Source organism: Clostridium sp. D5 (assembly GCF_000190355.1).
Classification (GTDB): domain Bacteria; phylum Bacillota; class Clostridia; order Lachnospirales; family Lachnospiraceae; genus Faecalicatena; species Faecalicatena fissicatena_A.
In genome coordinates, this window is sequence record NZ_GL870811.1 from 394,733 (window position 1) to 418,904 (window position 24,172).

27 protein-coding genes are annotated in these 24,172 nt (G+C 46.0%); 21 read left to right on the forward strand and 6 right to left on the reverse strand.

Annotated features, from left to right (window positions below; translation table 11 throughout):
* Positions 1–19: 19 nt before the first annotated feature.
* A complete protein-coding gene (locus HMPREF0240_RS10075; protein WP_009003336.1) occupies positions 20–1,048 on the forward strand; it encodes a LacI family DNA-binding transcriptional regulator in 1,029 nt (342 codons plus the stop codon).
* 146 nt (positions 1,049–1,194) lie between these two features.
* Here the strand turns inward: HMPREF0240_RS10075 and HMPREF0240_RS10080 are convergent, their stop codons facing one another.
* On the reverse strand, positions 1,195–1,869 hold the full coding sequence (locus tag HMPREF0240_RS10080) for an MgtC/SapB family protein (protein ID WP_009003337.1): 675 nt from the start codon (positions 1,867–1,869) through the stop codon (positions 1,195–1,197).
* A 181-nt stretch (positions 1,870–2,050) separates the two neighbouring features.
* On the opposite strand from HMPREF0240_RS10080, the gene HMPREF0240_RS10085 reads away from it, so the two are divergent.
* The 3 genes from HMPREF0240_RS10085 (at position 2,051) to HMPREF0240_RS10095 (ending at position 4,249) form a co-directional block, all read left to right on the forward strand.
* The gene (locus HMPREF0240_RS10085; RefSeq protein WP_009003338.1) at positions 2,051–2,968 is read left to right on the forward strand and encodes a LysR family transcriptional regulator; all 918 of its coding nucleotides are present in this window, start codon (positions 2,051–2,053) and stop codon (positions 2,966–2,968) included.
* A 126-nt stretch (positions 2,969–3,094) separates the two neighbouring features.
* Complete coding sequence (locus HMPREF0240_RS10090; RefSeq protein WP_009003339.1) at positions 3,095–3,628, forward strand: hypothetical protein; 534 nt, start codon at positions 3,095–3,097, stop codon at positions 3,626–3,628.
* Positions 3,629–3,640: 12 nt separating this feature from the next.
* The gene (locus HMPREF0240_RS10095) at positions 3,641–4,249 is read left to right on the forward strand and encodes a signal peptidase I (protein ID WP_009003340.1); all 609 of its coding nucleotides are present in this window, start codon (positions 3,641–3,643) and stop codon (positions 4,247–4,249) included.
* 512 nt (positions 4,250–4,761) lie between these two features.
* Here HMPREF0240_RS10095 and HMPREF0240_RS10100 read toward each other — a convergent pair.
* Entirely contained in the window at positions 4,762–6,873 is a 2,112-nt protein-coding gene (locus HMPREF0240_RS10100; RefSeq protein ID WP_050794520.1) for an EAL domain-containing protein, read from the reverse strand.
* Between the two features lie 62 nt (positions 6,874–6,935).
* Entirely contained in the window at positions 6,936–7,952 is a 1,017-nt protein-coding gene (locus tag HMPREF0240_RS10105; protein WP_009003342.1) for a membrane protein, read from the reverse strand.
* Between the two features lie 194 nt (positions 7,953–8,146).
* Here HMPREF0240_RS10105 and HMPREF0240_RS10110 point away from each other — a divergent pair, with 194 nt between their 5' ends.
* The 6 genes from HMPREF0240_RS10110 to HMPREF0240_RS10135 all read left to right on the forward strand — a co-directional run bounded on the left by HMPREF0240_RS10110 (position 8,147) and on the right by HMPREF0240_RS10135 (position 13,109).
* Positions 8,147–8,374, forward strand: a complete 228-nt coding sequence (locus HMPREF0240_RS10110; protein ID WP_009003343.1) for a FeoA family protein — start codon at positions 8,147–8,149, stop codon at positions 8,372–8,374.
* A complete protein-coding gene (gene feoB / locus HMPREF0240_RS10115; protein WP_009003344.1) occupies positions 8,371–10,425 on the forward strand; it encodes a ferrous iron transport protein B in 2,055 nt (684 codons plus the stop codon). Before HMPREF0240_RS10110 ends, feoB begins: the two co-directional genes overlap by 4 nt.
* A 99-nt stretch (positions 10,426–10,524) precedes the next feature.
* Positions 10,525–10,917: a DUF2809 domain-containing protein gene (locus HMPREF0240_RS10120; protein WP_009003345.1), complete on the forward strand. Its 393-nt coding sequence runs from the start codon at positions 10,525–10,527 to the stop codon at positions 10,915–10,917.
* A 93-nt stretch (positions 10,918–11,010) separates the two neighbouring features.
* The gene (gene truA / locus HMPREF0240_RS10125; RefSeq protein ID WP_347462580.1) at positions 11,011–11,748 is read left to right on the forward strand and encodes a tRNA pseudouridine(38-40) synthase TruA; all 738 of its coding nucleotides are present in this window, start codon (positions 11,011–11,013) and stop codon (positions 11,746–11,748) included.
* A gap of 401 nt (positions 11,749–12,149) precedes the next feature.
* On the forward strand, positions 12,150–12,635 hold the full coding sequence (locus tag HMPREF0240_RS10130; RefSeq protein ID WP_009003347.1) for a hypothetical protein: 486 nt from the start codon (positions 12,150–12,152) through the stop codon (positions 12,633–12,635).
* Positions 12,636–13,109 (forward strand): acyl-CoA thioesterase, encoded by a 474-nt coding sequence (locus tag HMPREF0240_RS10135; protein ID WP_009003348.1) that lies wholly within the window; start codon positions 12,636–12,638, stop codon positions 13,107–13,109. It abuts the gene before it with no gap.
* Positions 13,110–13,148: 39 nt separating this feature from the next.
* Here HMPREF0240_RS10135 and HMPREF0240_RS10140 read toward each other — a convergent pair whose 3' ends face one another.
* Positions 13,149–13,427 carry a hypothetical protein gene (locus HMPREF0240_RS10140; RefSeq protein ID WP_009003349.1) on the reverse strand — a complete coding sequence of 93 codons (279 nt, stop codon included), beginning with the start codon at positions 13,425–13,427 and terminating at the stop codon, positions 13,149–13,151.
* Positions 13,387–14,190, reverse strand: a complete 804-nt coding sequence (locus HMPREF0240_RS10145) for a hypothetical protein (protein WP_050794521.1) — start codon at positions 14,188–14,190, stop codon at positions 13,387–13,389. Before HMPREF0240_RS10145 ends, HMPREF0240_RS10140 begins: the two co-directional genes overlap by 41 nt.
* A 129-nt stretch (positions 14,191–14,319) precedes the next feature.
* Between HMPREF0240_RS10145 and HMPREF0240_RS24635 the strand changes: the two genes are divergently transcribed.
* Positions 14,320–14,466 carry a hypothetical protein gene (locus HMPREF0240_RS24635; RefSeq protein WP_198137784.1) on the forward strand — a complete coding sequence of 49 codons (147 nt, stop codon included), beginning with the start codon at positions 14,320–14,322 and terminating at the stop codon, positions 14,464–14,466.
* Between the two features lie 223 nt (positions 14,467–14,689).
* On the opposite strand, the gene HMPREF0240_RS10150 is transcribed toward HMPREF0240_RS24635, so the two are convergent.
* Positions 14,690–14,938 carry a hypothetical protein gene (locus HMPREF0240_RS10150; protein WP_035312911.1) on the reverse strand — a complete coding sequence of 83 codons (249 nt, stop codon included), beginning with the start codon at positions 14,936–14,938 and terminating at the stop codon, positions 14,690–14,692.
* 183 nt (positions 14,939–15,121) lie between these two features.
* Between HMPREF0240_RS10150 and HMPREF0240_RS24640 the strand changes: the two genes are divergently transcribed.
* From HMPREF0240_RS24640 to trmD, 10 genes are all read left to right on the forward strand, one after another.
* The gene (locus HMPREF0240_RS24640; protein ID WP_035312913.1) at positions 15,122–15,502 is read left to right on the forward strand and encodes a hypothetical protein; all 381 of its coding nucleotides are present in this window, start codon (positions 15,122–15,124) and stop codon (positions 15,500–15,502) included.
* 87 nt (positions 15,503–15,589) lie between these two features.
* Positions 15,590–18,268: a sensor histidine kinase KdpD gene (locus HMPREF0240_RS10160; protein WP_009003352.1), complete on the forward strand. Its 2,679-nt coding sequence runs from the start codon at positions 15,590–15,592 to the stop codon at positions 18,266–18,268.
* On the forward strand, positions 18,265–18,987 hold the full coding sequence (locus HMPREF0240_RS10165; protein ID WP_009003353.1) for a response regulator transcription factor: 723 nt from the start codon (positions 18,265–18,267) through the stop codon (positions 18,985–18,987). The genes HMPREF0240_RS10160 and HMPREF0240_RS10165 overlap by 4 nt, the downstream gene beginning before the upstream one ends.
* A 102-nt stretch (positions 18,988–19,089) precedes the next feature.
* Positions 19,090–20,001, forward strand: coding sequence for a S8 family peptidase (locus tag HMPREF0240_RS10170; RefSeq protein WP_009003354.1), 912 nt, complete (start codon positions 19,090–19,092; stop codon positions 19,999–20,001).
* A gap of 171 nt (positions 20,002–20,172) precedes the next feature.
* Entirely contained in the window at positions 20,173–20,523 is a 351-nt protein-coding gene (gene ylxM / locus HMPREF0240_RS10175) for a YlxM family DNA-binding protein (protein ID WP_347462581.1), read from the forward strand.
* Position 20,524: 1 nt separating this feature from the next.
* The gene (gene ffh, locus HMPREF0240_RS10180; RefSeq protein ID WP_009003356.1) at positions 20,525–21,880 is read left to right on the forward strand and encodes a signal recognition particle protein; all 1,356 of its coding nucleotides are present in this window, start codon (positions 20,525–20,527) and stop codon (positions 21,878–21,880) included.
* A gap of 47 nt (positions 21,881–21,927) precedes the next feature.
* Positions 21,928–22,173 (forward strand): 30S ribosomal protein S16, encoded by a 246-nt coding sequence (gene rpsP / locus HMPREF0240_RS10185; RefSeq protein WP_009003357.1) that lies wholly within the window; start codon positions 21,928–21,930, stop codon positions 22,171–22,173.
* 23 nt (positions 22,174–22,196) lie between these two features.
* On the forward strand, positions 22,197–22,427 hold the full coding sequence (locus HMPREF0240_RS10190; RefSeq protein ID WP_009003358.1) for a KH domain-containing protein: 231 nt from the start codon (positions 22,197–22,199) through the stop codon (positions 22,425–22,427).
* 272 nt (positions 22,428–22,699) lie between these two features.
* Complete coding sequence (rimM, locus tag HMPREF0240_RS10195; protein WP_009003359.1) at positions 22,700–23,206, forward strand: ribosome maturation factor RimM; 507 nt, start codon at positions 22,700–22,702, stop codon at positions 23,204–23,206.
* Complete coding sequence (gene trmD / locus HMPREF0240_RS10200) at positions 23,203–23,904, forward strand: tRNA (guanosine(37)-N1)-methyltransferase TrmD (protein WP_035312915.1); 702 nt, start codon at positions 23,203–23,205, stop codon at positions 23,902–23,904. Before rimM ends, trmD begins: the two co-directional genes overlap by 4 nt.
* Positions 23,905–24,172 lie beyond the last annotated feature (268 nt).

The following is a 24,172-nucleotide window of genomic DNA, read 5'->3' on the forward strand; positions in this document are numbered from 1 at the left end:
TGCAAGGGCAGGAATCAGCATGGAGACAATCAAGGATATAGCAAGGATATGCGGCGTTGGAGTCAGCACCGTATCCCGTGCAATCAATAATCACCCGGACATCAATCCGGAGACAAAAGAGATGGTTATGCAGGTCATCAAGGAGCATAATTACATTCCAAACAACAGCGCAAGGAATCTGAAGCGTTCCGACGCCAAAGCTATAGCAGTCCTGGTCAAAGGCATTACGAACCCGTTCTTCAACGATATGATAGGGATCATTGAGCAGGAAACACAGCGGAAAAAGTATTCTTTCATTCTGCAGAGAGTGGAGGAGCGTGAAAATGAGCTGGATGCGGCGATCGAACTTGTCAAAGAGAAGAAGTTAAAAGGAATCATTTTTCTGGGAGGGTTTATTACTCATTCCAGCGAGCATCTGGCACAGCTGGATGTGCCTTTTGTACTGAGTACCTCAGGGATCGTCAACGAGGAGAATGAGGCGGGGCCGCTCTGGTCCTCCGTTTCCGTCGACGACTATGCGGAAAGCTACAAGATGACAGATTATCTCTGCAGATCAGGACATAAGAAGATCGCGATTATTTCTGCCGACAAGGAAGATAAAAGTATTGGAAAACTCAGGTTTGAAGGATATCTGAAGGCGCTGGAAGATAATCACATCCGGCCGGATGAAGAGCTGATCCGCCATATGGACTACGCTGTGGACAGCTATTCCATGAAGACCGGGTACCGGTTGATGAAGTCTCTGCTGGAGACAAAGCAGGAGTTTACCGCGGTGTATGGGATCGCGGACAGTCTGGCAATTGGAGCGTGCCGTGCTCTTACAGAGGCGGGAATCCGGATTCCGCAGGACTGCTCTGTGGCAGGATTTGACGGGCTGGAGATTGGATCTTATTATACTCCTACACTCACGACCATACGCCAGCCGGTGGAGAAGATGGCAAAGGTGACGATTGATCTGCTGTTTAATATAATACGTAAGAATGGGCAGCATAAAAAAGTAGTGCTGCCCGGAGAACTTCTTATCAGGGAGTCTACCAGGGGAGTGTAGATGGTACGCCTGCCGTGGAACGGGACGGGGACGCTCTGTGCGAAGGGGGTGACGCAGGACGCCGGAAGGGCATATATACCTTTCCGGCGTCCTGCGTCACCCCTTCGCACAGAGCGTCCCCGTCCCCCTATTCTCTTAAGCACATTTCAGATATCCACGGATTTGATTTGTGGGTTTTCTTTGAGGAGATCTATGACATCCTGGAATGTATAATCGTCCGGAAATGCTACGTTTAGTTTGAGCTTTAGTGTCTCTTCATTCAGGCGGGTGACTTTCATTGTAAGTATTTTCAGATCCCGGATGGCAAAGGAATCTTTCAGGATAGCTTTGATGTTATCTGTTTCTTTGATCTCAAGAGTAATCTGCTGGATTGAAAGTGTTTTGAGCCAGCGGAAGTTCTTGTGCAGGATGAATTGGATTATGATTATACAGATTGTAGCCATTACGCCCAGGATATACATACCTGCCCCGAAAGCCATTCCGATTCCTACGGTTGCCCAGATACCGGCGGCGGTGGTGAGTCCGCTGACTGTTAAGTTGCGGGTAAAGATAATGCCTGCCCCGAGAAAACCGATGGCAGTTACAACGCCTGCTGCCACACGGGATGGATCCAGTCCGACGTGTTCCAGAGGCAGGATATCATTGAATCCGTATTTGGATATAATCATCATTACCGAGGAGGCAAGTGCTACGATAGTATGAGTACGGATTCCAGCGGTTTTAAAATGGTTTTCCCGTTCATATCCCACAATCATACCGCACAGAGCTGCACCTAAAATTCTGGCCAGATATTCGAGTTGTATCAGTACCTGTGTTAACATAAGAGAATCCTCCTTTCTGCAGTTCATCATATTATTTAGGGCCTTTTTTAATATATGTCATTTTATCATGAAAAACAGTAAAACACAAAATCTGGAAAGTTTTCTGCTTCTTTTATTATATCATTGTATGCGCGAATAAGGTATAATGCATGGGAAGTGTACAATTTTGAGGGTGGAAATAATGGAGATAAAAGATATTAAATACTTTGTAGAGATAGCGGAACAAAAAAGTATGAGAAAGGCAGCTGCCAATTTGTATGTATCGCAGCCCAATCTGACAAGGGCAGTACAAAGTCTGGAGCGCGAGTTCGGGTCAGAGCTGCTGAACAGAACAAATAAAGGCGTGGAGATGACCACATTTGGCGAAGGTTTTTATTATTATGCCAAATCAATCCTGAAGCAGGTCGAGGAGATATCCATGATAAAGCTTCAGACTGAGAACTACATAGAATCCAGAATCAGTATTGCAATCGGCAAGCTGATCATGCGGGACGATATGATCTTCCAGTATTACGAGACAATACGAGCCAGACGTACTGGAATAAACATCATGGAGACCACAATAGAAGAGGTATTAAACCAGGTACAACAGACGAAGGCAGACATCGGAATCGTTACAATCAACAGCATGCAGATGTTTTCATTCCACAAACTGGCTGAAATAAAAGAACTGGAAATACACGAGATTGGCCAGGGCCCTCTGTATGTCCAGCTGGGGAAGAAAAACCCACTGTATGGGAGAACATCCGTAGATGCAGAGGAACTGCTGCCATACAGCCGGGTAAGGCTTCCTCTTGACTACTTTGCCAACGTAAATAACAGTATGAGAATAGATGGGAAAATCCAGATTAGTGATTTTGACAAAACAATTCAGATAAACAACTACCATGCAATCATCAACATGGTAAAAAGAACAGATTCCTTCATATTCGGGAGCAAATGGCAGGTAGAAGAACTAAAGAGAGGCCAGATCAACAGCCTGTTACTGAACAACTGTGATGTACACCAGAAACTGATCTGGATAAAGCGCAAAAGAGAGATTCTCTCCCCTCAGGCCAAGGATTTTTTAAAACTTTTCATGGAATGTTATGCCGACTAAAAAACTTTTAGTGATAGCCTAAACGTATCACGGAACAATCAGGTTTAAGTATTAGCCAAATCCCCTGTCCCAGTATATAATGAAGTCAGTTAATAAAACGAAGAAAACCTTTAGGAGGGATTTGTTATGAAAAAATGGCAATTAGGTAAGAAAAAAATACTGGGGTTATTAACAGCAGGGGCAATAGTTGTAACAATGGCGGGGTCTTATGCGGTATGGGATACGTTGACAACATCAACTAATGCTGCATTAACAATAGGAAAGCCAATTACTTTGTCTGTTGGAACTGCAATAAGCTATGACAATGTTGCAGACGCGAGAGAGTGGGGAGAGACACCACCGGTATATACAAGTGGCGAAGTTAAATTTACGGCAGCTAATATACCTAATGGTGAGACAGCAAATTTGACCTTAGCGCCAGAGGTAACAGTTACAACTCAACCAACAGCTGGTGGTGTAACAAAAGATGACTTTACGGTAACAGTAGTGGAGACAGGAAAGGAAGATACACCGATAACGGCGGCTGTTCCCTTTGATACAGCAAAGACATATAAGGTTAAAGTACAGCCAACGGCTGGTGCAGATGCGGATAAGACTGCAGAAACTGTGCTTGACGTAAAATTGAATGCAACATTGACGAAGGCAACACCGGCACCATAAGGTATTAATTTCATGTTAAAGTTTATTAAAAGGATACCTAATTTATTATTAATAGTTTTAGCTTTATATATTATATTAGTAAAAATATGTCCAGAAAAAGTAAAAGCATTATTAGGATATCAAACATTTGTGATTCTAACAGACAGCATGGAGCCAGTCATACCGACTGGCTCTGCTGTGCTTGTTAAAAACTTAAAAAATAATGAAGAACCCAAAGAGGGGGATATTGTTTCCTTCCGTGTGGATCGTCTGGGTGAGGATGCCGTCTTCACTCATTATTATCGTGGGACAGAAAAAGAGGGAGACGGTTCTACTAGATATCTGACTCAGGGGGCAACAGCTGAAAGAACTGATGACTATATTACTCACCGTCAGGATATCATAGGAACCTATGTTTTTCATATCCCCTATGTCGGCAGGATCGTTTTATTTTTAAAAAGCCCATTTGCATTAATAGAGTTGGGTATCATTATGCTTATTATGATAATGTATGAATTGCTTTGGGATAAATTTGATAAAGAAGAGCAGGCAGAAAAAGAAAAGCAGGAGATAGAAGAAAAACCAGAGGAGCAAAAAGCATTGCAGGATACCGAGACGAAAAACAGTGTATGTGGCGGATAAGTTTTGGGAGATGCTATAAATAGGCTATGTATAGCAAAGATATATGGAATGAGAATTGGGATTGTTATAAGAATTTGATTTAAAGAGGCACTTCGCATGGGGTGCCTTCTTAGTATTATAGTAAATATAACAGAACAGTTTATTTTGCTTATTATCCCGCCTCAAGATATCCATTAAAAATAATTACAAGCCCCGCGCAGCCAGCCCAATCCGCCTCCCCGCCGCGAGTCCCAAAGGGACGATCTCCCTCCCGCCCTGATGCGCCCAGCTGAGAAAAAGGTGAGTCCGGCTCCCGCAGGGGATGTATATGCCGTTGTAAAACCCTCAGAGCGCGCATAGAATCAGTTACAGAGAAAATATGGGGAATAAAGGTCAGGATTTGATTCTCAAAATCAAATCCTGACCTTTATTCCCCATATTTTGTCTGTTACTGATTCTCAGCAAGCGTCCGGATTTTACAACGGCATATACATCCCCTGCGGGAGCCGGATTCACCTTTTTCTCAGCGTCCCTCATTCGAAAATTTCCCCGCTCCCATCCAACCGCCCCAGCAGATCCTCCACCTCCAATGGCCGATAGAAGTAAAACCCCTGTATCATATCGCAGTCCGTCTGCCGCACAATCTCAAGTTCCGCATCTGTCTCTACTCCTTCCACGCAGACCTGTTTTTTCGATCGATGGCAGGCATAGACGATACTCATAATAAAGTCCAGATTTTCCGTAGAATGTGTGATCTCATTCATCAATGTACGGTCCAGTTTGATCACATTTACCGGATATTTAAACAGCATCTGGAGGGAAGAAAATCCATTGCCAAAGTCATCCAGAGCAAATTTAATCCCCAGTTTGAGGCATTCAGCCACGAATTCCTGGAGCCGCTTTGGCATCTCATCGAAATGGGTTTCTGTCAACTCCAGCATGAGGTGGCCTTCCGGCAGTCCACTTTCCTCCAGGGTCTGACGGATGAAGGGCAGAAACGTATCATCCAGTATCTGAAGATAACTTACATTAAAAGATAACAGGAAATCCGGCTGGAAGGCAAGGATCTGCTTGCAGAGTTTGACAACCTGCCAGAACACCCATTTTCCTACGGGGAGTATCATACGAGTTTCTTCCAGCAGCGGTATGAATATTACGGGAGAAATATCCTGTCCTTGGTACTGCCAGCGAAGCAGTGTTTCTCCGCCGATGATCTGGCCGGTGTCACGGGAAACGATGGGCTGGACAACAATGCGGAAATCATCGCAGCCTCTTTCCACGCTTTCGCTCAGACTCAGAGCCATGCTGGACTTATCCTTCTGTTTCGCAATCACATCAGAAGAAAATTCACTGTATTTCAGATCAGGATTGAGCTTGGCAATGCTGATCAGTGTCATTGTATTCTCCAGAATCTCCTGCGGGGTGCCGCCGTCATCAGGAAAATGAAGGATCCCAAAAGAGGCCGCCTGCTTTGTGGACAACTTCTGTCTGGTATAGCATTCTTCAATGGACTGACGGAGGTTTTCCACTGCATCGCCGTCAGCATATGATATGAGCTGTTTGGAAACAGCCATAAAACGGATTCCATCCAGACGGTAGAATGTGAAGCAGCTTCCCAGCTTTTCCAGCAGGCAGTTTGAGATTGCCTGAAGAAGTGTATCGCCGGCTGCCCGTCCTTTGGAGTCATTGATGTATGTAAAGTGGTTCAGGCCAAAACCAACAATCAGAGTGGTGCTATTCTTGCCGGCGCGTGCAGCAAGGTCATTCAGCGCGGACTGTTCCCTGGGAAATCCGGTGACAGCATCCAGAGAGAAATCGCCGTCCAGCCTTGAAACACAGCCGGAAAAGAAAAGAGGAGTACTCTTATCTTCAGACCATTTAACGATACCACGGCAGTGAACCCATGTAGAATTTCCGTTTTTGTCAGTCACGCGGTAGCGCAGGCTATGCACTCCTTTTTTCTGCTCCATGATGTGGCTTAGATCCTGGTGATATAAAAAGCGATCCTGCTTATTGCTGATTTTTTCGCCCCAGGCATCAATCAGGTTGTAAACGATATTGTCTGAAAAGCCGAAATCATCCTTCATATTGTCGGAGATATAGTAGAGATTTCTCTGCAGATCGCCGAAATAAAGATAATAGGGGGCTTCCGGGATGGCAACGGACTGGAAAAACGCTTCCGCATCGAAGTAATTATTCAGAATAAATGTCTGAAATACCGTTCTGCCTTCTGAAACAGGGACTATGTCATCATTCCAGATCCTTTTCGTGTCAGAGGAAAGGTTCTGATAATGATTTTCTTCTATAACTTGGCTATTTTTATCATAGGCAAGTTCAATTCGGTATTTTTTCCCATTTAGCTCGACCAGAGTATCCCTGAGAGTGTAAGTTATATGAGTCAGAGGATTGGTGTATTCCCAGTCGTGAAACATGCCCTTTGACAGAAGGAAATTTGTACAGAACGGGCAGGGAGATGAGAACCCCTGAAGCAGTTTATGGCATTTCTTTCCCTGATAATCCTGGTGTTTGAGACAGCCAAAGGTATTTCTCGCACTGTGATTCATATAGGTCAGCGTGTGGTTTCCCATCTCTATCACGAAAATGAGTTCCTGCAGGTCTTCAAAAAACTCCCAATTATTCTCCATATATGTATTCCTTCCTTACGGCAGAGCCATTTCCATATATATAAACAACATATGAAATCTGATTATTTTTTCTTCTTTATATTAAACTTCTTGCGTAGTTCTTCCAACTGAAGCTTATTGTTTCTGGATTCCATCTTAGGGAATGCCTTTACAAGACGACGGCCGATACGTGGTGTTTTGCTGCTAAGCTCCTGATAGCGCTTTTTCAGGTCAGTAATATGGCCGCGCATTTCTTCGGAGACTTCCTGTGTCTTTTCTTTCCAGTCGGCAGCAGCTTCCTGGGTTTTTTCAATCAGACCGGAAGTAGTTCCCTGCGTCTTCTCAAGCAGGCTGGAAGTAGCTTCCTGCGTCTTCTCTTTCCAGTCGGCGGCAGCCTCCTGGGTCTTTTCTTTCAGTTCCGCGGCGGCCTCCTGTATATTCTCTCGAATGCCGGAAGCAGTCTCATCCAGTTTTTGCCTGGATACCTCCTGTTTCTCCATAGCCAGGATTACCTTTTCGTAAATATCTTTTCCGAGCTGGTCGGAAATCTCATGCAGTTCTCCGGCAATCTTCTCCATGCTTGCCAGACGTTTGTTGAACTTGAAGATGGCGGCAGCTGTCACATAAAGGTCGGCAAACATTGCAGCGCCCAGCAGTACGATCAGTACAATCCCCAGAGTGTGGGGGAGGTAGGTCAGGAGCTTATGGATCAGCGGATGGATAAAATCCATGATGGCCACACAGGCAACGCCCCATACAAGAGAGAAAATCAGGCATACGTAGCCACCGATATTAAATGGCTGTTCCGAATAGTCCCACCATTTATTATGAAATATTTTGTCCATTGCCCAGCCGGTGATGCCCTCGAGAAGGGTGACAAGGATGACAGAGGACACGTATAAGAGAATCAGGTTTTCTCTGTAGGGAGTCAGAAATGCGATGACAATAGTGACGCCGACTCCATAAATAGGGCAGATGGGACCATTAAGAAAGCCCCTGTTGACGAATCTGTGCTCTTTAAAAGCAGCAAAGCCGACCTCTGTGCACCAGCCTAGAAATCCGTATACGAAAAAGTAAAGTAATATGTAGTAAATGTCCATAAAATATACCTCATTTTGTTTTGTAATCTCAGGTGAATCCCGCGCGAATCTATGCAGGAACGTAAAAAGCTGTTATTTATAGAGTAAATCTTGCGACAAAAAATGTCAATCTATTTGACTTACAGCGGGAAAAGATTTATAATCCCTTATAGAGAATAATTATCAATACCAAAAACAGATTACAGGAGAGAGTCATGAGGTTAAAAGAGGGCAGGAACCATCATACTTACCAGGTACAGGAGATAAATACAGAACTGAATCTGGAGCGCAGGCTGGAAGCGCTTGGGCTTACCACGGGGTCCAATATCACGATTTTAAACAATGATAAAAAGGGAGCCATTACCGTGAGGTTCCGTGGCACAAGATTTGCCATGGGAAAAAGGATCGCTGACAACATTGTGGTCGAGGAGGTCCGGGCATGAGTGATAAGGTAATTAATGTAGGATTCATAGGGAATCCAAACTGCGGGAAAACAACATTATTTAACGCATACACAGGCGCCAATCTGAAGGTGGCAAACTGGCCGGGAGTTACGGTTGAGAAGAAAGAGGGCAAAGCATTCTACAAAGACCAGGAATTCAAGCTGATTGACCTGCCGGGGATATACAGCCTGACCTCGTATACGATGGAAGAAAAGGTATCCAGGGAATGTATTATGAGCGACGAGGTGGACGTCATTGTAGACGTGGTGGATGCCTCCTGTCTGGAGCGGAATCTTTATCTGACACTGCAGCTTATTGAACTGGGAAAGCCGGTCGTCCTGGCACTGAATATGATGGATATCGTGGAAGAGCGGGGAATGGAGATCGACCTGCACCGCCTTCCTGAGATGCTGGGCATTCCCGCGATTCCAGTGTCCGCCAGGAAGATGAGCGGGCTGGAGATATTGATGCATGCGGTGGCACATCACAAGGATTATGCAAGACAGAGTCCTTTTATCCATCACCATCCACAGAACACAAAACATGTACATAACCATCACCGTGATTATGCTATGGTGTATCAGGATGAGATCGAGGATAAGATAGATCTGCTTATAGAACAGTTTCAGCGCAGATATCCTGAGATGGAAAATAAAAGATGGCATGCCATCAAGATGCTGGAGCAGGATCATGCGGTTATGGAAAAATATCCCCTGAATATGCCGGAGGTTATGGACCGCAGTTACGAGAAGGATATTATTAATCAGAAATATGATTTTATAGAAGAGATTATCCAGGAGACACTGGTGAATAAGAGTAAAAAAGAGGAGAAGACGGACAGAATTGACCAGTTCATGACCAGCAAATGGCTGGGGCTGCCTATCTTTCTGGCGATTATGGCCCTTGTTTTCTTTCTCACATTTACTGTGGGAGACTGGCTGAAGGGATATTTTGAAATCGGACTCGAATGGATTTCCGGGGCAGCGGGCAGTCTGCTTGTCTCCTGGAATGTGAATGCTATGCTGCAGTCTCTGATTGTGGATGGAATTATTTCGGGAGTCGGAGGAATCCTGACATTTTTGCCGAATATCTTTATCCTGTTCCTGGCGCTTGCCTTTTTAGAGGACAGCGGTTACATGGCGAGAGTGGCATTCGTAATGGATGATATCATGGGGCATCTGGGACTTTCCGGCAGGGCATTCCTGCCCATGCTGCTTGGATTTGGGTGCTCCGTTCCTGCGATTATGGCATCCAGAGCCCTGGAGAATAAAAAAGACAGGCTGAAAACCATCATGGTAACGCCTTTCATGTCCTGCAGCGCAAGACTGCCGATTTACGTACTCTTTTCTTCTATGTTTTTTGGAAAGAATGCAATGCTGGTTTGTTATTCCATGTATCTGCTGGGGATTCTTGTGGCAATTACAACGGCCTTTGTTCTTTCAAAGATCGATGGAAGTAAAGCGGAACATTCACTGCTGATTGAACTTCCGGAGTATAAGGCTCCGAATATCAGGACAATTGCTATTTATGTATGGGAAAAGGTAAAAGATTATCTGACCAAGGCAGGAACCGTTATTTTCATAGCGTCAATTATCATGTGGATTATTCTGAACTTTGGAACCACCGGATATGTGACAGACATTTCCCAGAGTTTCGGATCAGTTATTGGCAAGGCTGTGGTGCCAATATTTAAACCCCTGGGGCTTGGTTACTGGCAGATCATTGTAGCCCTGATCTCTGGAATCGCCGCAAAAGAGGTGGTTGTATCCAGCTGCAGCGTACTGTTCGGAATTCAGAACATCACTACAGGCCATGGAATGACAAGCTTTGTAGGAGCGCTGGGGGCGATGGGGTTCGGACCGGCCAACGCCTATGCATTTATGGTGTTCTGTCTGCTCTACGTACCTTGTACGGCCACAATTGCTACCATAAACCGGGAGGTCGGAAGTAAAAAAATCACAGTCGGGATCGTATTTTTCCAGCTGGCAGTGGCCTGGGCCGTAAGCTTCCTGGCGTACCACATATCAGGGGTGTTCTTCGGCGGAGTTTAAGAGAGGCACATGCGGGACGCGGGATGCTTAGTTACTCATGGAAGATTTCAAATATTAAGATTATGAAAACCAGCTTGAAACTATATTGAAGGAGTATTTATGAAAAGGAATAGAGCTGCATATCTGGCGCTGATTGTAATTACAATGGCACTGGGTCTTGCGTCAAGGAAGTTTGGAGCCTGGCTGCCGGCATTTCTGAGGGACTATGCGGGGGATGCCCTGTGGGCTATGATGGTGTTTTGGGGGCTGGGCTTTATATTTTCTAAAACGTCTACTGTAAAAGTGATGCTGGCGGCATTGGCGTTCTCTTTTGCAATAGAGTTTTCCCAGTTGTATCAGGCAGATTGGATAAATGCATTACGCCACACTACTTTGGGAGGGTTGATTTTGGGATATGGCTTTCTATGGAGTGATTTGGTATGTTATACTGTTGGGGTACTTACAGGAGTGGGAATTGAACGCGGGATAGTGTACAGACATGGGAAAAAATAATGAAGAATCATTCACCGTATGTGTGCTGTAAGATTGAAAGCGTGAAAATAATGAATAAACAGACGTTTGGGCGTTTTTTATGGAGGAGAAATGATGATGCACAATATTAAGCTGGTTTTGGAATATGATGGAGCACGCTATCAGGGATGGCAGAGACTTGGAAAGGGAGAGTCTACGAATACTGTTGCGAACAAATTGCTGGAGGTTATTCATAAGATGACTGCTGAGGATGTGGAGCTGTTTTGTGGGGCGAGGACTGAAGTGGGGGTTCATGCTTATGGGCAGGTGGTTAATTTTAAGACTACTTCTGATATGAAAACGGATGAGATACGTCAGTATCTGAACCGTTATCTGCCAATGGATATTGCGGTTCTGTCGGCAGAGGAGATGCCGGAGCGTTTTCATGCTTCACTGAATGCAAAATCAAGAACTTACCAGTATCGGATAGCGATAGGTGCGGTTCCCAGTGTATTTAACCGCAAGTATACTTACTATGCCTTCCGCACCCCGGATATTGGGATTATGCAGCAGGCTGCTCTTTTGCTGGCTGGAAGACATGACTTTAAAAATTTTTCAACCGTAAAGAAGAGCAAATCTACGGAAAAAGAAATTTACAATATAGATATTTATGGGGATACAGATGAGATCCAGATTAGCCTTCGGGCAAATGACTTCCTGCATAATATGCCGAGAATGATTATCGGTACATTGATGGATATCGGACTTGGGAAACGGAAGATGGAATGCATTGAGGCAATCTTTAAGGGGGAGGAAGAAGCCAGCGCACCATGCGATCCTAAGGGGATGTTTTTGAAGAATGTGGGGTATTAGGCGGCGGGTATGGGGCCGCTGTACGGAATTGGAATATGCCTCTCCCGGATACGTTATTAGGGCATAAGTGCCGCTAATAACGTATCCGGGAGAGGCATATTCCAATTCCGTACAGCTGGTCTCTTGACAGCCGGGAGGTGGAATGGCTTGCCGGGAGGCGTATGAGACGGGGAAGGCGGATCGGGATGGGCTGTGAGGGAGTGTATTGGCTGGGAAGTTAGTTTATAAATGGGTCCGCAAGCGTGGCTAAAGCACGCCTGCTAATCTTTGCTTGATTTCTGGATATGAGGGATACTATAATGAATGGGTAGGGAAAAGGCGGGAGACGGTGGTTAACTTTTATATAAGTTTTGTATTTTGGTAATGCAGATGGAAATGCGAGGGGAAAAAGGAGGTTTTTAATGTTTCAGTCTATGAGTGCACAGGAGCTGGCGGCGAAGGGGGCGGTTCTGATTGAGGATATACAGGATGGATTTTCGCGGTACAGATCGGTGATTCTAAAAGGGGAAAAGATCGCTATGCAGCATTTTCTGGAGCGGTGCCTGGCAGTTAATGAGGAGGGCTCTTTTGCGGATTTTTATTATTCGGTGCTGGTTCCTAAGGTACAGCGGGAGTTTGCTGCTGGATTGAGTGATGCGGAAAAAAATGTGTTTTTGAAGTTTGAAACGGATTCCAGACAGGTATACTATCCATTACAGACGGAAAATCTGGAATTTCTTGCGGATATTACTGCCAGGAACTGGTTGTTTTCAACTTTTTATTTTACGAAGTTAAGAGCGGTGGTATGGGGGAATTATAATCTGGAATATCCTTTGTTTTGTGAAGATGATGAGACATTGGAGATTTATAAAAATATTGCGGGAGACTGCGGATTGGAGTTGATATAAATGATAGAAGAGAGAAGAATAGCGGATTCAAGGGTGGAAACGGTGCATATGGTGCGGCCGAATCATCTGAATGCGGCGGGGCGTCTGTTCGGCGGAATTCTGATGCAGTGGCTGGATGATGTGGCCGGGCTGGTGGCAAAACGGCATACAAGGGGAAATATTATAACGGCGTCGGTAGATAACCTGAGATTTATCCAGGGTGCCTATCAGAAGGATGTGATCGTGATTATCGGCAAGGTGACTTATGTGGGTAATACATCCATGGAGGTCAGGGTGGATACTTATGTGGAAAATATGGACGGAATGCGCCGGCCGATTAATCGCGCCTATTTTACCATGGTTGCTCTGGATGAGAACGACAAGCCAAAGCGGGTGCCGCGCCTGATTCTGGAGAGTGAGGAAGAGAAAGCGGAATGGGAAGCAGCGGAAAAAAGAAGAGAAATGCGCATAAAAAGGAAAGAAGAAGGCTTTTAGGCCTCCTTCTTTTTTCGTTTATCTGCCGGGATGGCGTTTTCATTTTTTCTTCATAAAAGAGCTGACCATGTTGATGGTTCTGTCAATCTGTGCCTGTTCTTCTCTGGATTTTCCTTCTTTGAGCATTTCAAGAATCAGGGACATTTCGTCTCCAGAAAAATTGATCCCCTTTTTGTTTGCATTTGTGATCAGAGCGAGCATGATGGGAGCCAGATCCCTGCCGGATTTGCCGGCAGTCTGGGCTGCTGCCATCTGGATCAGCTCCAGTTTTATCGGATCAATATTTTTCATAGCCGGATTGTTCATCCATTCGTTCATCTATAACATCTCCTTCCATAAATGAATCATTTGCCATGGGGTTATTTTCTGCTGAATCGTTTTGCGGCGTTTTTTTCCCCGCTGATGCAGGCTCCCACGGAGCATTCCCATGGGAAATGTTTTCTGCGGCATCTTTTACATCGAATTCTTTTTCTTCTGTGCCTGTGTTTTCCGGAGCTGTGTTTTCCCCAGAACCCTGGTCAAAAGACATGTCGCCGGAAAACATATTATTGTACATCTGGAACATATTCTGCTGGTCCGGCGTGAGCATTCCCATCATCATATCCATTGGGTTGAATCCGCCGGAGAAGAGATCTCCCATACCGCCCATGCTGCCGGCTCCTCCTCCGAAGGGCCCGCCAGAGCCGCTTTCAGATGAAAAAGCGCTGTCTGTGCCTGAAAAAGCATTTTCCTGACCCTGTGAGCTTTCCTGAAACATCTGGACCATATCCATTATATTCATCATATTCAGAAATGTGTCCATCATTTCCGCCTGTTGCTTGGGCAGATAGGGCCTTAATTCCTGGAGCATCCCCATCATGGATGGCATCTGGCCGCTGCCAAAGGCCTGACTATGTAAATCATTTTCAAAATTCTGAAAATAGGAGATGGTATGCTGAAGCTCCTGGAATTTTATGAATACTCCTAAAAACTGCTGGTTAGAAGCAGGAGTGTAGGGCAGAAAAAGCTTCAGCATCTGAAGCTGAGGCGGTGTAACAAGCTCATCAAACGGTGTCATTGGTTTTGGCGTTTTCTCTTCCATATTCACTCCTGTTTATTACGTTGTAAATATATATGATGAGAAGTATAAAAATATGAGGATTGGATAAGACTAAAGTAAGGGTTCTTACATACTATAATAGGGAATAGAAAGGGAACGGTGGTATAGACTATGAAAAGAAAACTGATTATCGATGGAAATGCTGTATATGAGATAGATGAGGACTGTATGCTAAAGAAACGCATGGAAGGAAAAAAAGAAAACAAAGAGCAGAATGACAAAGGTAAGTCACAGCACCAGAATCGGGCAAGACCATAAAAAGCGGGCAGGCCCACTTCAACTCCCCATCCCCTCCTTTATGAGGGGTTTTTATGATACAGGGAATTCCGGCGGAATTTCCTGTATCATAAAATAACCCCGGCACAGTGAGCTGTACCGGGGTTATTTTTATTCCCTGCCCCAGGGTGCCCGAAACAAAAGTGTTACGGGATGGCCAGGGGCAGGTAGATTCATGTTCTGGTAAGGTTTTACAGTATTGGGATTAGCATCCGCAGTTGTTTCCGCAGCCATTGCCGCATCCGCCGCCGAAGCCGCCGCAGCAGCACAGTAACAGGATAATCCATATGCAGCTGTCATTTCCGCCGCAGCCATTGCCGCATCCGCCAAAGCCGTTGCCGCCGCAGCAGAACAGCAGGATGATGATCCACAGGCATGAAGACATACCGTTTCCGCATCCTCCGCAACTATTTTCGCATCCACATCCGCAGTTTGTAGCACTTAAATCACTCATGTTAAATCCTCCATATATGTTTGATTACAGTTCATAATATGTAGCGGGTTCCAAATGTGTGAAAAGATTTCCTGAATTATTTAAAAAAAGATTTTTATACGCTTTTAATATCCTGCAGAGATTCTTTCACACCTATTTTATAGCGCATGTGTTAACTTGAAAGCAGGAAAGGAAGGGATTGTCATGAAGGAACAGTCTAAAGGATACAGACAGCTTTTAAGCGATGAGGAAGAACTGAATAATCTCTGCAGGGTAATCAGAAATTATGTAAATGGCTGGAGGTGGGAAGAGTGTGACAGACTCATTCCTAAATATATGGGGCTATACCCTGACAGCGCGGTACCGCACAATCTGATGGGAATTGTACTGGAGAAGAGAGGGCGGCATACGGATGCCATGAAACATTTCAGGGCCGCGTGTGCGCTGGATGCATCCTATGCTCCGGCCAGCTTTAATATGGCATTATACTCTGCATTTGAAAAGGAACGAAGTGCAGAACCGGCTTACGACGAGCAAGACTGTGCAGGGCGCAGAAAAATAGAAAGTGATGATTTTTTCGTGTGAAGGGCATTAATGGCCCTGGGCAAGTGTTGCAATGCAGGAAATTCTGAAGTAAGATAGCAGATAGGAAATGTCAAAGGAAATGATAGGATGAAAGAAGACAGCAGAAAACCGGATCTGTTTCTGAAACAGCTTATGGAGGCTGAGAAGGAACAGAGCGGAAAAGGCAGGTTAAAAATATTTTTCGGATACGCAGCAGGCATAGGGAAGACCTATGCCATGCTGTCGTCTGCACACAGAGCGAAAGATGCAGGGATTGACGTGGTGGCAGGATACATAGAACCCCATACAAGGCCGGAGACCATGGCACTGACTAGGGGGCTGGAAATGCTCTCGGTAAAGGATGTGGAATATCACGGGATACGTCTCCATGAATTTGACCTGGAGGCGGCCCTGTTCAGAAAACCGGAGCTGATTCTGGTGGATGAACTGGCTCATACCAACGCACAGGGGTGCATCCATGCCAAACGATACCAGGATATAAAGGAGCTTCTGAAGGCGGGAATCAATGTCTACACAACGGTTAATGTACAGCATTTAGAGAGCCTTAATGATACCATAGCAGGAATTACCGGTGTGATTGTCCGTGAACGGATTCCGGACAGCGTATTTGATGAGGCGGATCAGGTGGAGATGGTGGATATTGAACCGGAGGAGCTGCTGGAGCGGCTGAAGACCGGGAAGATATACAAAGAAAAGCAGGCAGACCGGGCGCTGTCCAATTTTTTCACAAAAGATAATCTTATCTCTTTGCGGGAGATTGCACTGCGTCGAATGGCGGACCGGGTGAATCTCGCACAGGACAGTATGATCCATGCAAGCAATGAGACGGCAGAGCATCTGATGGTATGCCTGTCCCCTTCCCCTTCCAATGGAAAGGTGATCCGTCAGGCGGCGAGGATGGCGAACGCATTTCACGGTAAACTGACGGCACTCTATGTTGAGACGCCGGATTCGGCCAATATGTCCAAGTCAGATCATAAAGGACTGAATGATAATACACGGCTGGCGGAACAGCTGGGGGCGAAAATCGTGACGTCCTACGGCAATGATATTGTGGAAGAGATTGCCGCGTATGCGAAGGCGGCCCGCGTATCCAAAATTGTTCTGGGAAGAACCTATACGAAAAGAAGGCTTCTGTTTATCCGAGACAGTGTGTCAGAGCAGCTTTCAAGGCTGGCGCCGAATCTGGAAATCTTTCTGATTCCGGATGCCTATGATAAGCGATACAGAGGCCGTGCAAAGAAACGCCGGGAGGAGACTTACAAAAAGGCCTGGCAGGATGCGCTTATCTGTGCGGGAAGCCTGGGGGCGTCTACCGGAATTGCCCTTATCTTCACAAGGCTGGGTTTCAGCGATGCAAATCTGATTATGGTATATATTCTGGGTGTACTGACATCGGCTATGTTTACAAGCCATCAGATATGGGGGATTATCACGAGTATTCTCAGCGTCCTGGTCTTTAATTATTTTTTCACAGAGCCGGTTAGGACGCTTTCTGTAAATGACCCTGCATATTTTATTACATTTTTTGTCATGTTTGTGACAGCCCTTTGCAGTTCTGCATTGACAAAGCAGGTGAAGAACTATGCCCGGCAGAATGCCAGAAAAGCATACCGGACAGAACTGCTTCTGGAGACCAGCAGAAAGCTGCAGGATGCAGGCACAACGCAGGAGATTGCATCCAGGACGATCCAGCAGCTGGGGATGCTTCTGGAGAAAAATATTTATTTCTATCTCGGAAAGCCTTCGGCCGATAACCGGCCGATTGTATATAAGAAGGATCCGGAGGTGCCGGATGTCCTAAGCGATGCCGAGCTGGGCGTTGCTCAGTGGACCTTCCGCAATAATAAGCATGCGGGATATTCTACCCGGACGCTTCCCGGAGCCCGCTGCCTGTTTTCGGCGGTGAGAAGCGGGGACAGGGTTTTTGCGGTTGTGGGGATTGATATGGAGAAAAAAGAGATTCCGGCATTCGAAGAAGGGGTTATGGGCGCAATCCTGAATGAGTGTGCCTTTGCGCTGGAGAAGGAAGCGCTCCTTGCACAGCAGCAGGAGATTGATATGAAGCTGCAGAAGGAACAGCTGAGAGCCAACCTGCTGCGCTCCATTTCCCATGATCTGCGGACTCCCCTGACCAGTATATCCGGGAATGCGGAAACACTTCTGATCAATGAAGGGAAAGTGGAAAAAGAGCAGCGGAAAAAGATTTACAAAGATATCTATGATGATTCCATGTGGCTGATTAATCTGGTAGAGAATCTCCTCTCAGTAACCCGGATAGAGAATGGTACAATGGAACTGAATCTTCAGGGCGAGATTGTGGAGGATGTGATAGAGGAAGCATTGCACCACGTGAACCGGAGGGGAAAAGAACAGAAGATACATGTGGAGTGCGATGAACTGCTGATGGCGAAGATGGATGTGAAACTGATGCTCCAGGTACTGATTAATCTGACGGATAACGCTGTAAAATATACACCGGCTGGCTCAGATATCCGGATTAAGGCAGAAAAACAGGGAGATAGGGCGGTCATCTCGGTAACAGATAACGGGCTGGGAATTCCGGCGGAGCAAAAGTCCAGGCTGTTCCAGATGTTTTATACGGCGGGCCACGCGGTCTCGGACGGCCGGCGCGGGATGGGACTGGGGCTGACGTTGTGTAAATCAATTGTGAATGCCCATGGAAGTGAACTTAAGGTATATGACAATGTTCCGAAGGGAACAGTATTTCGTTTTGAATTGGAAGTGGAGGAAGTAACATTATGACAGTAAATGGCAAACCTTTTATTCTTGTCGTCGAGGATGATATGCCGGTCAAAAATCTGATTACAACAACGCTGGAATCCCAGGATTACAAATACGAGACGGCTGCCACCGGAAACCAGGCGGTTATGGCTGCGGCTTCCGGCAATCCGGATATCATCCTGATGGACCTGGGGCTGCCGGATATGGATGGCATCGAGGTGATCCGTAAAATCAGAACGTGGTCTGTGGCCCCGGTCATTGTAATCAGTGCAAGAAGCGATGACAGAGATAAGGTAGAGGCTCTGGATGCGGGGGCGGATGACTATCTGACAAAGCCCTTCAGTGTGGAGGAGCTGCTGGCGAGGCTGCGCTCTACACTGCGCCGGATTCAGTATCTCATGCGGACAAAAGATCAGAATTCCAGTGTGTTCAAAGATGGGGATCTGGTGATAGATTACGGCGCGGGGACGGTTTTTGTGGGGGAGAAAGAGATTCATCTTATGCCGCTGGAGTACAGTCTCCTCTGCCTGCTTGCGCAGAATGTGGGGAAAGTGCTGACATACCAGTTTATTCTGGATAAAGTATGGGTGAATGCGATTGAGAGCGATATGTCCTCTCTTAGAGTTTATATGGCTTCTCTCCGTAAAAAAATAGAAAAAGATAAATCCAATCCGCGGTATATACAGACCCATATAGGCGTAGGGTACCGGATGCTGCGTGTGGATGAAAAAACAGATTAAGAGCAGATATAATATAGAATTTTTAAGAAGATCCGGGAATCCTGATAGCAAACAGTAGACAGGGACAACATTTCTGAATACCATATTAAAAAAGGTGTTTTTATGAAATGGGTAAAGCAGACTGTAGGATATTGGTGCCCGGATATCATAACTAATAAATACCTGGGACAGGATGTGCGTGTGGCGGTGCTGGATACCGGAATTACGCTTCATCCTGATTTTGATAGGCGAATTATCGGTTTCCGCGATTTTGTAAATAATAAAGAGAAAATATATGACGACGGGAAACACGGGACCCATGTTTCCGGAATTCTGGCAGGAAGCGGCAGGCTATCCTCGGGGGTATATGCAGGAATGGCGCCTAAGGCAGAGATTCTGGTCGGAAAGGTGCTGGATGAAACGGGGAACGGCTCGGTGGAACATGTCCTGGATGGGGTAGACTGGCTGCTGGATATCCACAAAAAGGTGAGGCTTCGCATTGTGAATATCTCGGTGGGGACACAGCCCGGAGTGGAAAAAGCGCAGGAACAGAGACTCATAGATGCTGTGGAATCGCTTTGGGATGAAGGGCTTGTGGTAGTCGTTTCTGCCGGAAATTACGGACCGGGTGCGGGTACGGTGGCAGTTCCGGGAACCAGCAGGAAGGTGATAACTGTGGGGGCGGTGGGTGAGAAGAAGACCATAGTAGGAGGGCGCAGCGGCAAGGAGTGGAATTATTCCGGCAACGGACCGACGGAGGCCTGCATTATTAAGCCGGATCTTCTGGCGCCGGGGACGAATATCCTGAGCTGCAACGGGGAGTATACGAACCGGTGGCAGAAACCATATGTTGTGAAAAGCGGTACTTCAATGGCAACCCCCGTGGTGTCGGGAGCAATTGCCTGTATGCTGTCAAAATTTCCGGATATGACCAATGTGGAAGTGAAGCTGAAGCTCCGGGAATCCTGTGTCAGAAATGAGTATGCGGCACAGGGCTGGGGAATGATCAATGTCGGAAAGATGTTTTCCATATGATGTATTTTGGGGGAAAATGTATATTTCAGGGAAAGAGTGCTGTCTGCATAACTTGTACCTGAAGTTTTTTAACTTATAGATGAACTTCGTAAATATCATAAAAAGGCGGGTGTCAAGAAAAAACACTTGACACCCGCTTTGCTTTTTAGTATGATAACAAAGGTGATTATGGTGAATGAGATTTTAGAACAGGCGTTATTATATGATTTTTATGGTGAGCTTCTCACAGATCACCAAAAAGAGATTTACGAGCAGTTTGTGCTGGAAGATCTGTCATTAAGTGAGATTGCACAGGCGGAAGGAATCAGCAGACAAGGTGTCCATGATCTGGTCAGGCGCTGTCAGAAGATTCTGGAGGGCTATGAGAGCAAGCTGCATCTTGTAGAGAAGTTTCTTTCTGTAAAAAAGATGGTGCACGAGATTAATGATGCGCTTGATTCCTATGAGAATCAGAGTGTGGAGCCAGAAGTGATGGCTGAGAGAATCCGGAGGATTTCGGATACAATTATAGAGGAGTTATAGAATGGCATTTGACAGTTTAACTGAAAAGCTTCAAAACGTATTTAAAAACCTCCGCAGTAAGGGGCGTCTTACAGAAGATGATGTTAAGGCGGCTCTGAAGGAAGTCAAGATGGCGCTTCTGGAAGCGGATGTCAACTTCAAGGTAGTTAAGGGATTTGTCAAAGATGTGCAGGAACGCGCAGTCGGCCAGGACGTGATGAACGGACTGAATCCGGGCCAGATGGTCATCAAGATCGTGAACGAAGAGATGGTCAGGCTGATGGGCTCCGAGACAACGGAGATTCAGCTGCAGCCGGGCAGTGCGATTACTGTGATTATGATGGCAGGCCTTCAGGGAGCCGGTAAGACGACGACCACTGCCAAGCTGGCAGGAAAGTACAAGTTAAAGGGAAAGAAGCCGCTGCTTGTGGCATGTGACGTATACAGACCCGCCGCAATTAAGCAGCTACAGATAAATGGAGAGAAGCAGGGCGTGGAAGTCTTTTCCATGGGAGACAAGAACAAGCCTGCTGATATTGCAAAAGCGGCTTATGAGCACGCTGTAAAGAACGGCAACAATATTGTGATTCTGGATACCGCCGGCCGTCTTCACATTGATGAGGACATGATGGCTGAGCTCCAAGAGATCAAAGAGGCAGTCACTGTGCATCAGACGATACTGGTTGTAGATGCGATGACCGGCCAGGATGCGGTAAATGTTGCCGGAAGTTTTCACGAGAAGATCGGAATCGACGGAGTCATTGTTACAAAGCTGGACGGTGACACCCGCGGCGGTGCGGCGCTTTCTATTAAGGCCGTAACAGGAAGACCGATTCTCTATATAGGTATGGGAGAAAAACTTTCCGATCTGGAACAGTTTTACCCTGACAGAATGGCTTCCCGTATTCTCGGTATGGGAGATGTCCTGACCCTGATTGAAAAAGCAGGGGCCGAGATGGACGAAGACAAAGCCAAAAAGATGGCAGAGAAGATGAAAAAAGCCCAGTTCGACTTCGATGATTATCTGGAGAGCATGAGCCAGATGAAGAAAATGGGTGGTCTGTCAAGCGTTATGAGCATGATGCCCGGTTTGGGCGGTATGGGCGGCAAGCTGCCGGACCTGGATTCTGAGGAGAATGACAAGAAGATGGCCCGTATGGAAGCCATGATCTACTCCATGACATTGGAAGAACGAAGCAACCCAGATCTGCTGAATCCATCCAGAAAGCACAGGATCGCGCGAGGCGCCGGTGTGGATATTTCAGAAGTGAACCGTATGGTGAAGCAGTTCAATGAGGCCAAGAAGATGATGAAGAAGCTTCCGGGCATGATGGGCGGCATAGGTGGTAAGAAAGGTAAGTTCAGACTTCCTTTTTAACACATAAATTAACAAAAAAGAAAAAATAATAAGAAGAGGTGAAAGAAATGGCAGTAAAAATCAGATTAAAAAGAATGGGACAGAAGAAGGCTCCTTTCTATAGAATCGTAGTTGCAGATTCCAGATCTCCAAGAGATGGCAAGTTTATCGAGGAAATCGGAACATATGATCCGAACCTGGAGCCAAGCGGAATTAAGGTAGACGAGGAAGCAGCTAAGAAGTGGTTAAACAACGGAGCTCAGCCTACAGAAGTAGTAGGAAAAATCTTAAAAGCAGCAGGTATTGAGAAATAAGCTGTTCCGCGGAGGTGGCTTAGATGAAAGAATTAGTTGAAGTAATTGCGAAAGCATTAGTAGACGACCCGGACAGCGTTGTTGTTTCTGAGAGACAGGACGGCAGAACTACTGTGATAGAAGTTCGTGTCGCTGACGGCGATATGGGCAAGGTCATTGGAAAACAGGGCCGTATTGCAAAGGCAATCCGTTCTGTAGTGAAGGCAGCCGCTGCCAAGGAAGATAAGAGAGTTGTTGTTGATATCGTACAATAGCAGAAAATAAGGGGACAGCCTTCATGCGCCAGCATAAAGAGACTGCCCCTTTCCTTTTATCCGGAAAACGGCGGTACTAGAGTGTGTTTGAAAATTGCTTGTTGCAAGATGTTGTCCCAGTTTGCGGGATATTTACTGCCAAATTTAGGAGGCGTAGTGGTGGGCTACGTTGACTGGATTTGGCAGTAAATAGACCGTGAAATGGGGCGGCATATTGCGGCAATGAATTTTCAAGCACGCTCTAATAAGAAAATCATATACAGGAGAAGAATATGGAACAGTTCTTACAGGTGGGGGTGATATCCTCTACTCATGGAATCCGCGGGGAGGTCAAGGTATTTCCTACGACGGATGATGCGGCAAGATTTAAAAGTTTAAAACAGGTGATACTTGATACGGGAAAAGAACACATCCCTATGGAGATACAGGGCGTTAAGTTTTTTAAACAGTTCGTGATTGTAAAGTTTAAGGGGATTGATAATATAAATGATGTTGAAAAATATAAAGGAAAACGTCTGCTGGTGGACCGTGAGGATGCGGTCAGCCTGGAGGAGGACGAGTATTATATCGCGGATTTGATCGGCATGAAGGTGTACACCGAAGAAGGAGAGTTCGGTATGTTGAAGGATGTGATTGAGACCGGAGCGAATGAAGTCTATGTGGTGGAGTCTCCGGATCACGGAGAAGTGCTGATTCCGGCGATTCACGACTGCATACTGGATGTGAATGTGGAAGAACAGACGATGAAGGTACATTTGCTGGAGGGGCTTATATCATGAATTTTCACATTTTAACTTTATTTCCGGAAATGGTGATGGACGGTTTGAATACAAGCATTATAGGGCGGGCTGTGAATAACGGCCTGCTGTCAATTGAAGCCGTGAATATCCGGGATTATGCATTTAACAAACACCAGAGCGTGGATGATTATCCTTATGGGGGAGGCGCCGGCATGCTGATGCAGGCGGAGCCGGTATACCTGGCGTATGAATCCATTGAAGAGCGGCTGGAGAAGAAGCCCAGGGTGATATATCTTTCCCCCCAGGGGAAGACATTCAGCCAGCGGATGGCGGAGGAACTGGCACAGGAAGAGGAATTGGTGCTGTTATGCGGCCATTACGAGGGGATTGACGAGAGAGTTCTGGAAGAGATTGTGACGGATTATGTCTCTATAGGGGATTATGTGCTTACGGGAGGAGAACTTCCTGCTATGGTCATGGTGGATGCTATTTCACGGCTGGTTCCGGGAGTTCTGCATAATGATGTGTCGGCGGAGTTTGAATCCTTTCAGGATAACCTGCTGGAATACCCGCAGTATTCAAGACCGGAAGAATGGCATGGAAAAAAAGTGCCGGAGGTACTGCTTTCAGGGCACCATGCTAATATCGAAAAGTGGCGCAGGGAACAGTCCATATTGAGGACAAAAGAAAGAAGGCCGGATCTACTACAAAATCGGGATTTAGCTCACGAGCTTTAGACTCGGGAGCGGATGGAGGGGGCGCTTACCGTGAGCCGGGACGGACTGTGAAAAACACCTGTCCTGTTGGAAATACAGCCGCTGCGCCAAGCGGCAGTAAGAGGAAATCCGCAAAATCAGTCAGAACCGAACGCATTCACCGTTTAATCTGATGATTAAACGCCAATGTCATTTAGTTAAGAAAAATAGTAGTATCAGTAACAATTGGGATATATAGAAATATATATCCTATTTTTTCATCTTTTTTTGAAAAAGGGTTGACAAATCC

Excerpts from the sequence above, each read along its gene's own strand:
- HMPREF0240_RS10075 (WP_009003336.1), top strand. The coding sequence starts at position 20 with ATGGAGACAATCAAGGATATAGCAAGGATATGCGGCGTTGGAGTCAGC.
- HMPREF0240_RS10080 (WP_009003337.1), bottom strand. The coding sequence starts at position 1,869 with ATGTTAACACAGGTACTGATACAACTCGAATATCTGGCCAGAATTTTA.
- HMPREF0240_RS10085 (WP_009003338.1), top strand. The coding sequence starts at position 2,051 with ATGGAGATAAAAGATATTAAATACTTTGTAGAGATAGCGGAACAAAAA.
- HMPREF0240_RS10090 (WP_009003339.1), top strand. The coding sequence starts at position 3,095 with ATGAAAAAATGGCAATTAGGTAAGAAAAAAATACTGGGGTTATTAACA.
- HMPREF0240_RS10095 (WP_009003340.1), top strand. The coding sequence starts at position 3,641 with ATGTTAAAGTTTATTAAAAGGATACCTAATTTATTATTAATAGTTTTA.
- HMPREF0240_RS10100 (WP_050794520.1), bottom strand. The coding sequence starts at position 6,873 with ATGGAGAATAATTGGGAGTTTTTTGAAGACCTGCAGGAACTCATTTTC.
- HMPREF0240_RS10105 (WP_009003342.1), bottom strand. The coding sequence starts at position 7,952 with ATGGACATTTACTACATATTACTTTACTTTTTCGTATACGGATTTCTA.
- HMPREF0240_RS10110 (WP_009003343.1), top strand. The coding sequence starts at position 8,147 with ATGAGGTTAAAAGAGGGCAGGAACCATCATACTTACCAGGTACAGGAG.
- feoB (WP_009003344.1), top strand. The coding sequence starts at position 8,371 with ATGAGTGATAAGGTAATTAATGTAGGATTCATAGGGAATCCAAACTGC.
- HMPREF0240_RS10120 (WP_009003345.1), top strand. The coding sequence starts at position 10,525 with ATGAAAAGGAATAGAGCTGCATATCTGGCGCTGATTGTAATTACAATG.
- truA (WP_347462580.1), top strand. The coding sequence starts at position 11,011 with ATGATGCACAATATTAAGCTGGTTTTGGAATATGATGGAGCACGCTAT.
- HMPREF0240_RS10130 (WP_009003347.1), top strand. The coding sequence starts at position 12,150 with ATGTTTCAGTCTATGAGTGCACAGGAGCTGGCGGCGAAGGGGGCGGTT.
- HMPREF0240_RS10135 (WP_009003348.1), top strand. The coding sequence starts at position 12,636 with ATGATAGAAGAGAGAAGAATAGCGGATTCAAGGGTGGAAACGGTGCAT.
- HMPREF0240_RS10140 (WP_009003349.1), bottom strand. The coding sequence starts at position 13,427 with ATGAACGAATGGATGAACAATCCGGCTATGAAAAATATTGATCCGATA.
- HMPREF0240_RS10145 (WP_050794521.1), bottom strand. The coding sequence starts at position 14,190 with ATGGAAGAGAAAACGCCAAAACCAATGACACCGTTTGATGAGCTTGTT.
- HMPREF0240_RS24635 (WP_198137784.1), top strand. The coding sequence starts at position 14,320 with ATGAAAAGAAAACTGATTATCGATGGAAATGCTGTATATGAGATAGAT.
- HMPREF0240_RS10150 (WP_035312911.1), bottom strand. The coding sequence starts at position 14,938 with ATGAGTGATTTAAGTGCTACAAACTGCGGATGTGGATGCGAAAATAGT.
- HMPREF0240_RS24640 (WP_035312913.1), top strand. The coding sequence starts at position 15,122 with ATGAAGGAACAGTCTAAAGGATACAGACAGCTTTTAAGCGATGAGGAA.
- HMPREF0240_RS10160 (WP_009003352.1), top strand. The coding sequence starts at position 15,590 with ATGAAAGAAGACAGCAGAAAACCGGATCTGTTTCTGAAACAGCTTATG.
- HMPREF0240_RS10165 (WP_009003353.1), top strand. The coding sequence starts at position 18,265 with ATGACAGTAAATGGCAAACCTTTTATTCTTGTCGTCGAGGATGATATG.
- HMPREF0240_RS10170 (WP_009003354.1), top strand. The coding sequence starts at position 19,090 with ATGAAATGGGTAAAGCAGACTGTAGGATATTGGTGCCCGGATATCATA.
- ffh (WP_009003356.1), top strand. The coding sequence starts at position 20,525 with ATGGCATTTGACAGTTTAACTGAAAAGCTTCAAAACGTATTTAAAAAC.
- rpsP (WP_009003357.1), top strand. The coding sequence starts at position 21,928 with ATGGCAGTAAAAATCAGATTAAAAAGAATGGGACAGAAGAAGGCTCCT.
- HMPREF0240_RS10190 (WP_009003358.1), top strand. The coding sequence starts at position 22,197 with ATGAAAGAATTAGTTGAAGTAATTGCGAAAGCATTAGTAGACGACCCG.
- rimM (WP_009003359.1), top strand. The coding sequence starts at position 22,700 with ATGGAACAGTTCTTACAGGTGGGGGTGATATCCTCTACTCATGGAATC.
- trmD (WP_035312915.1), top strand. The coding sequence starts at position 23,203 with ATGAATTTTCACATTTTAACTTTATTTCCGGAAATGGTGATGGACGGT.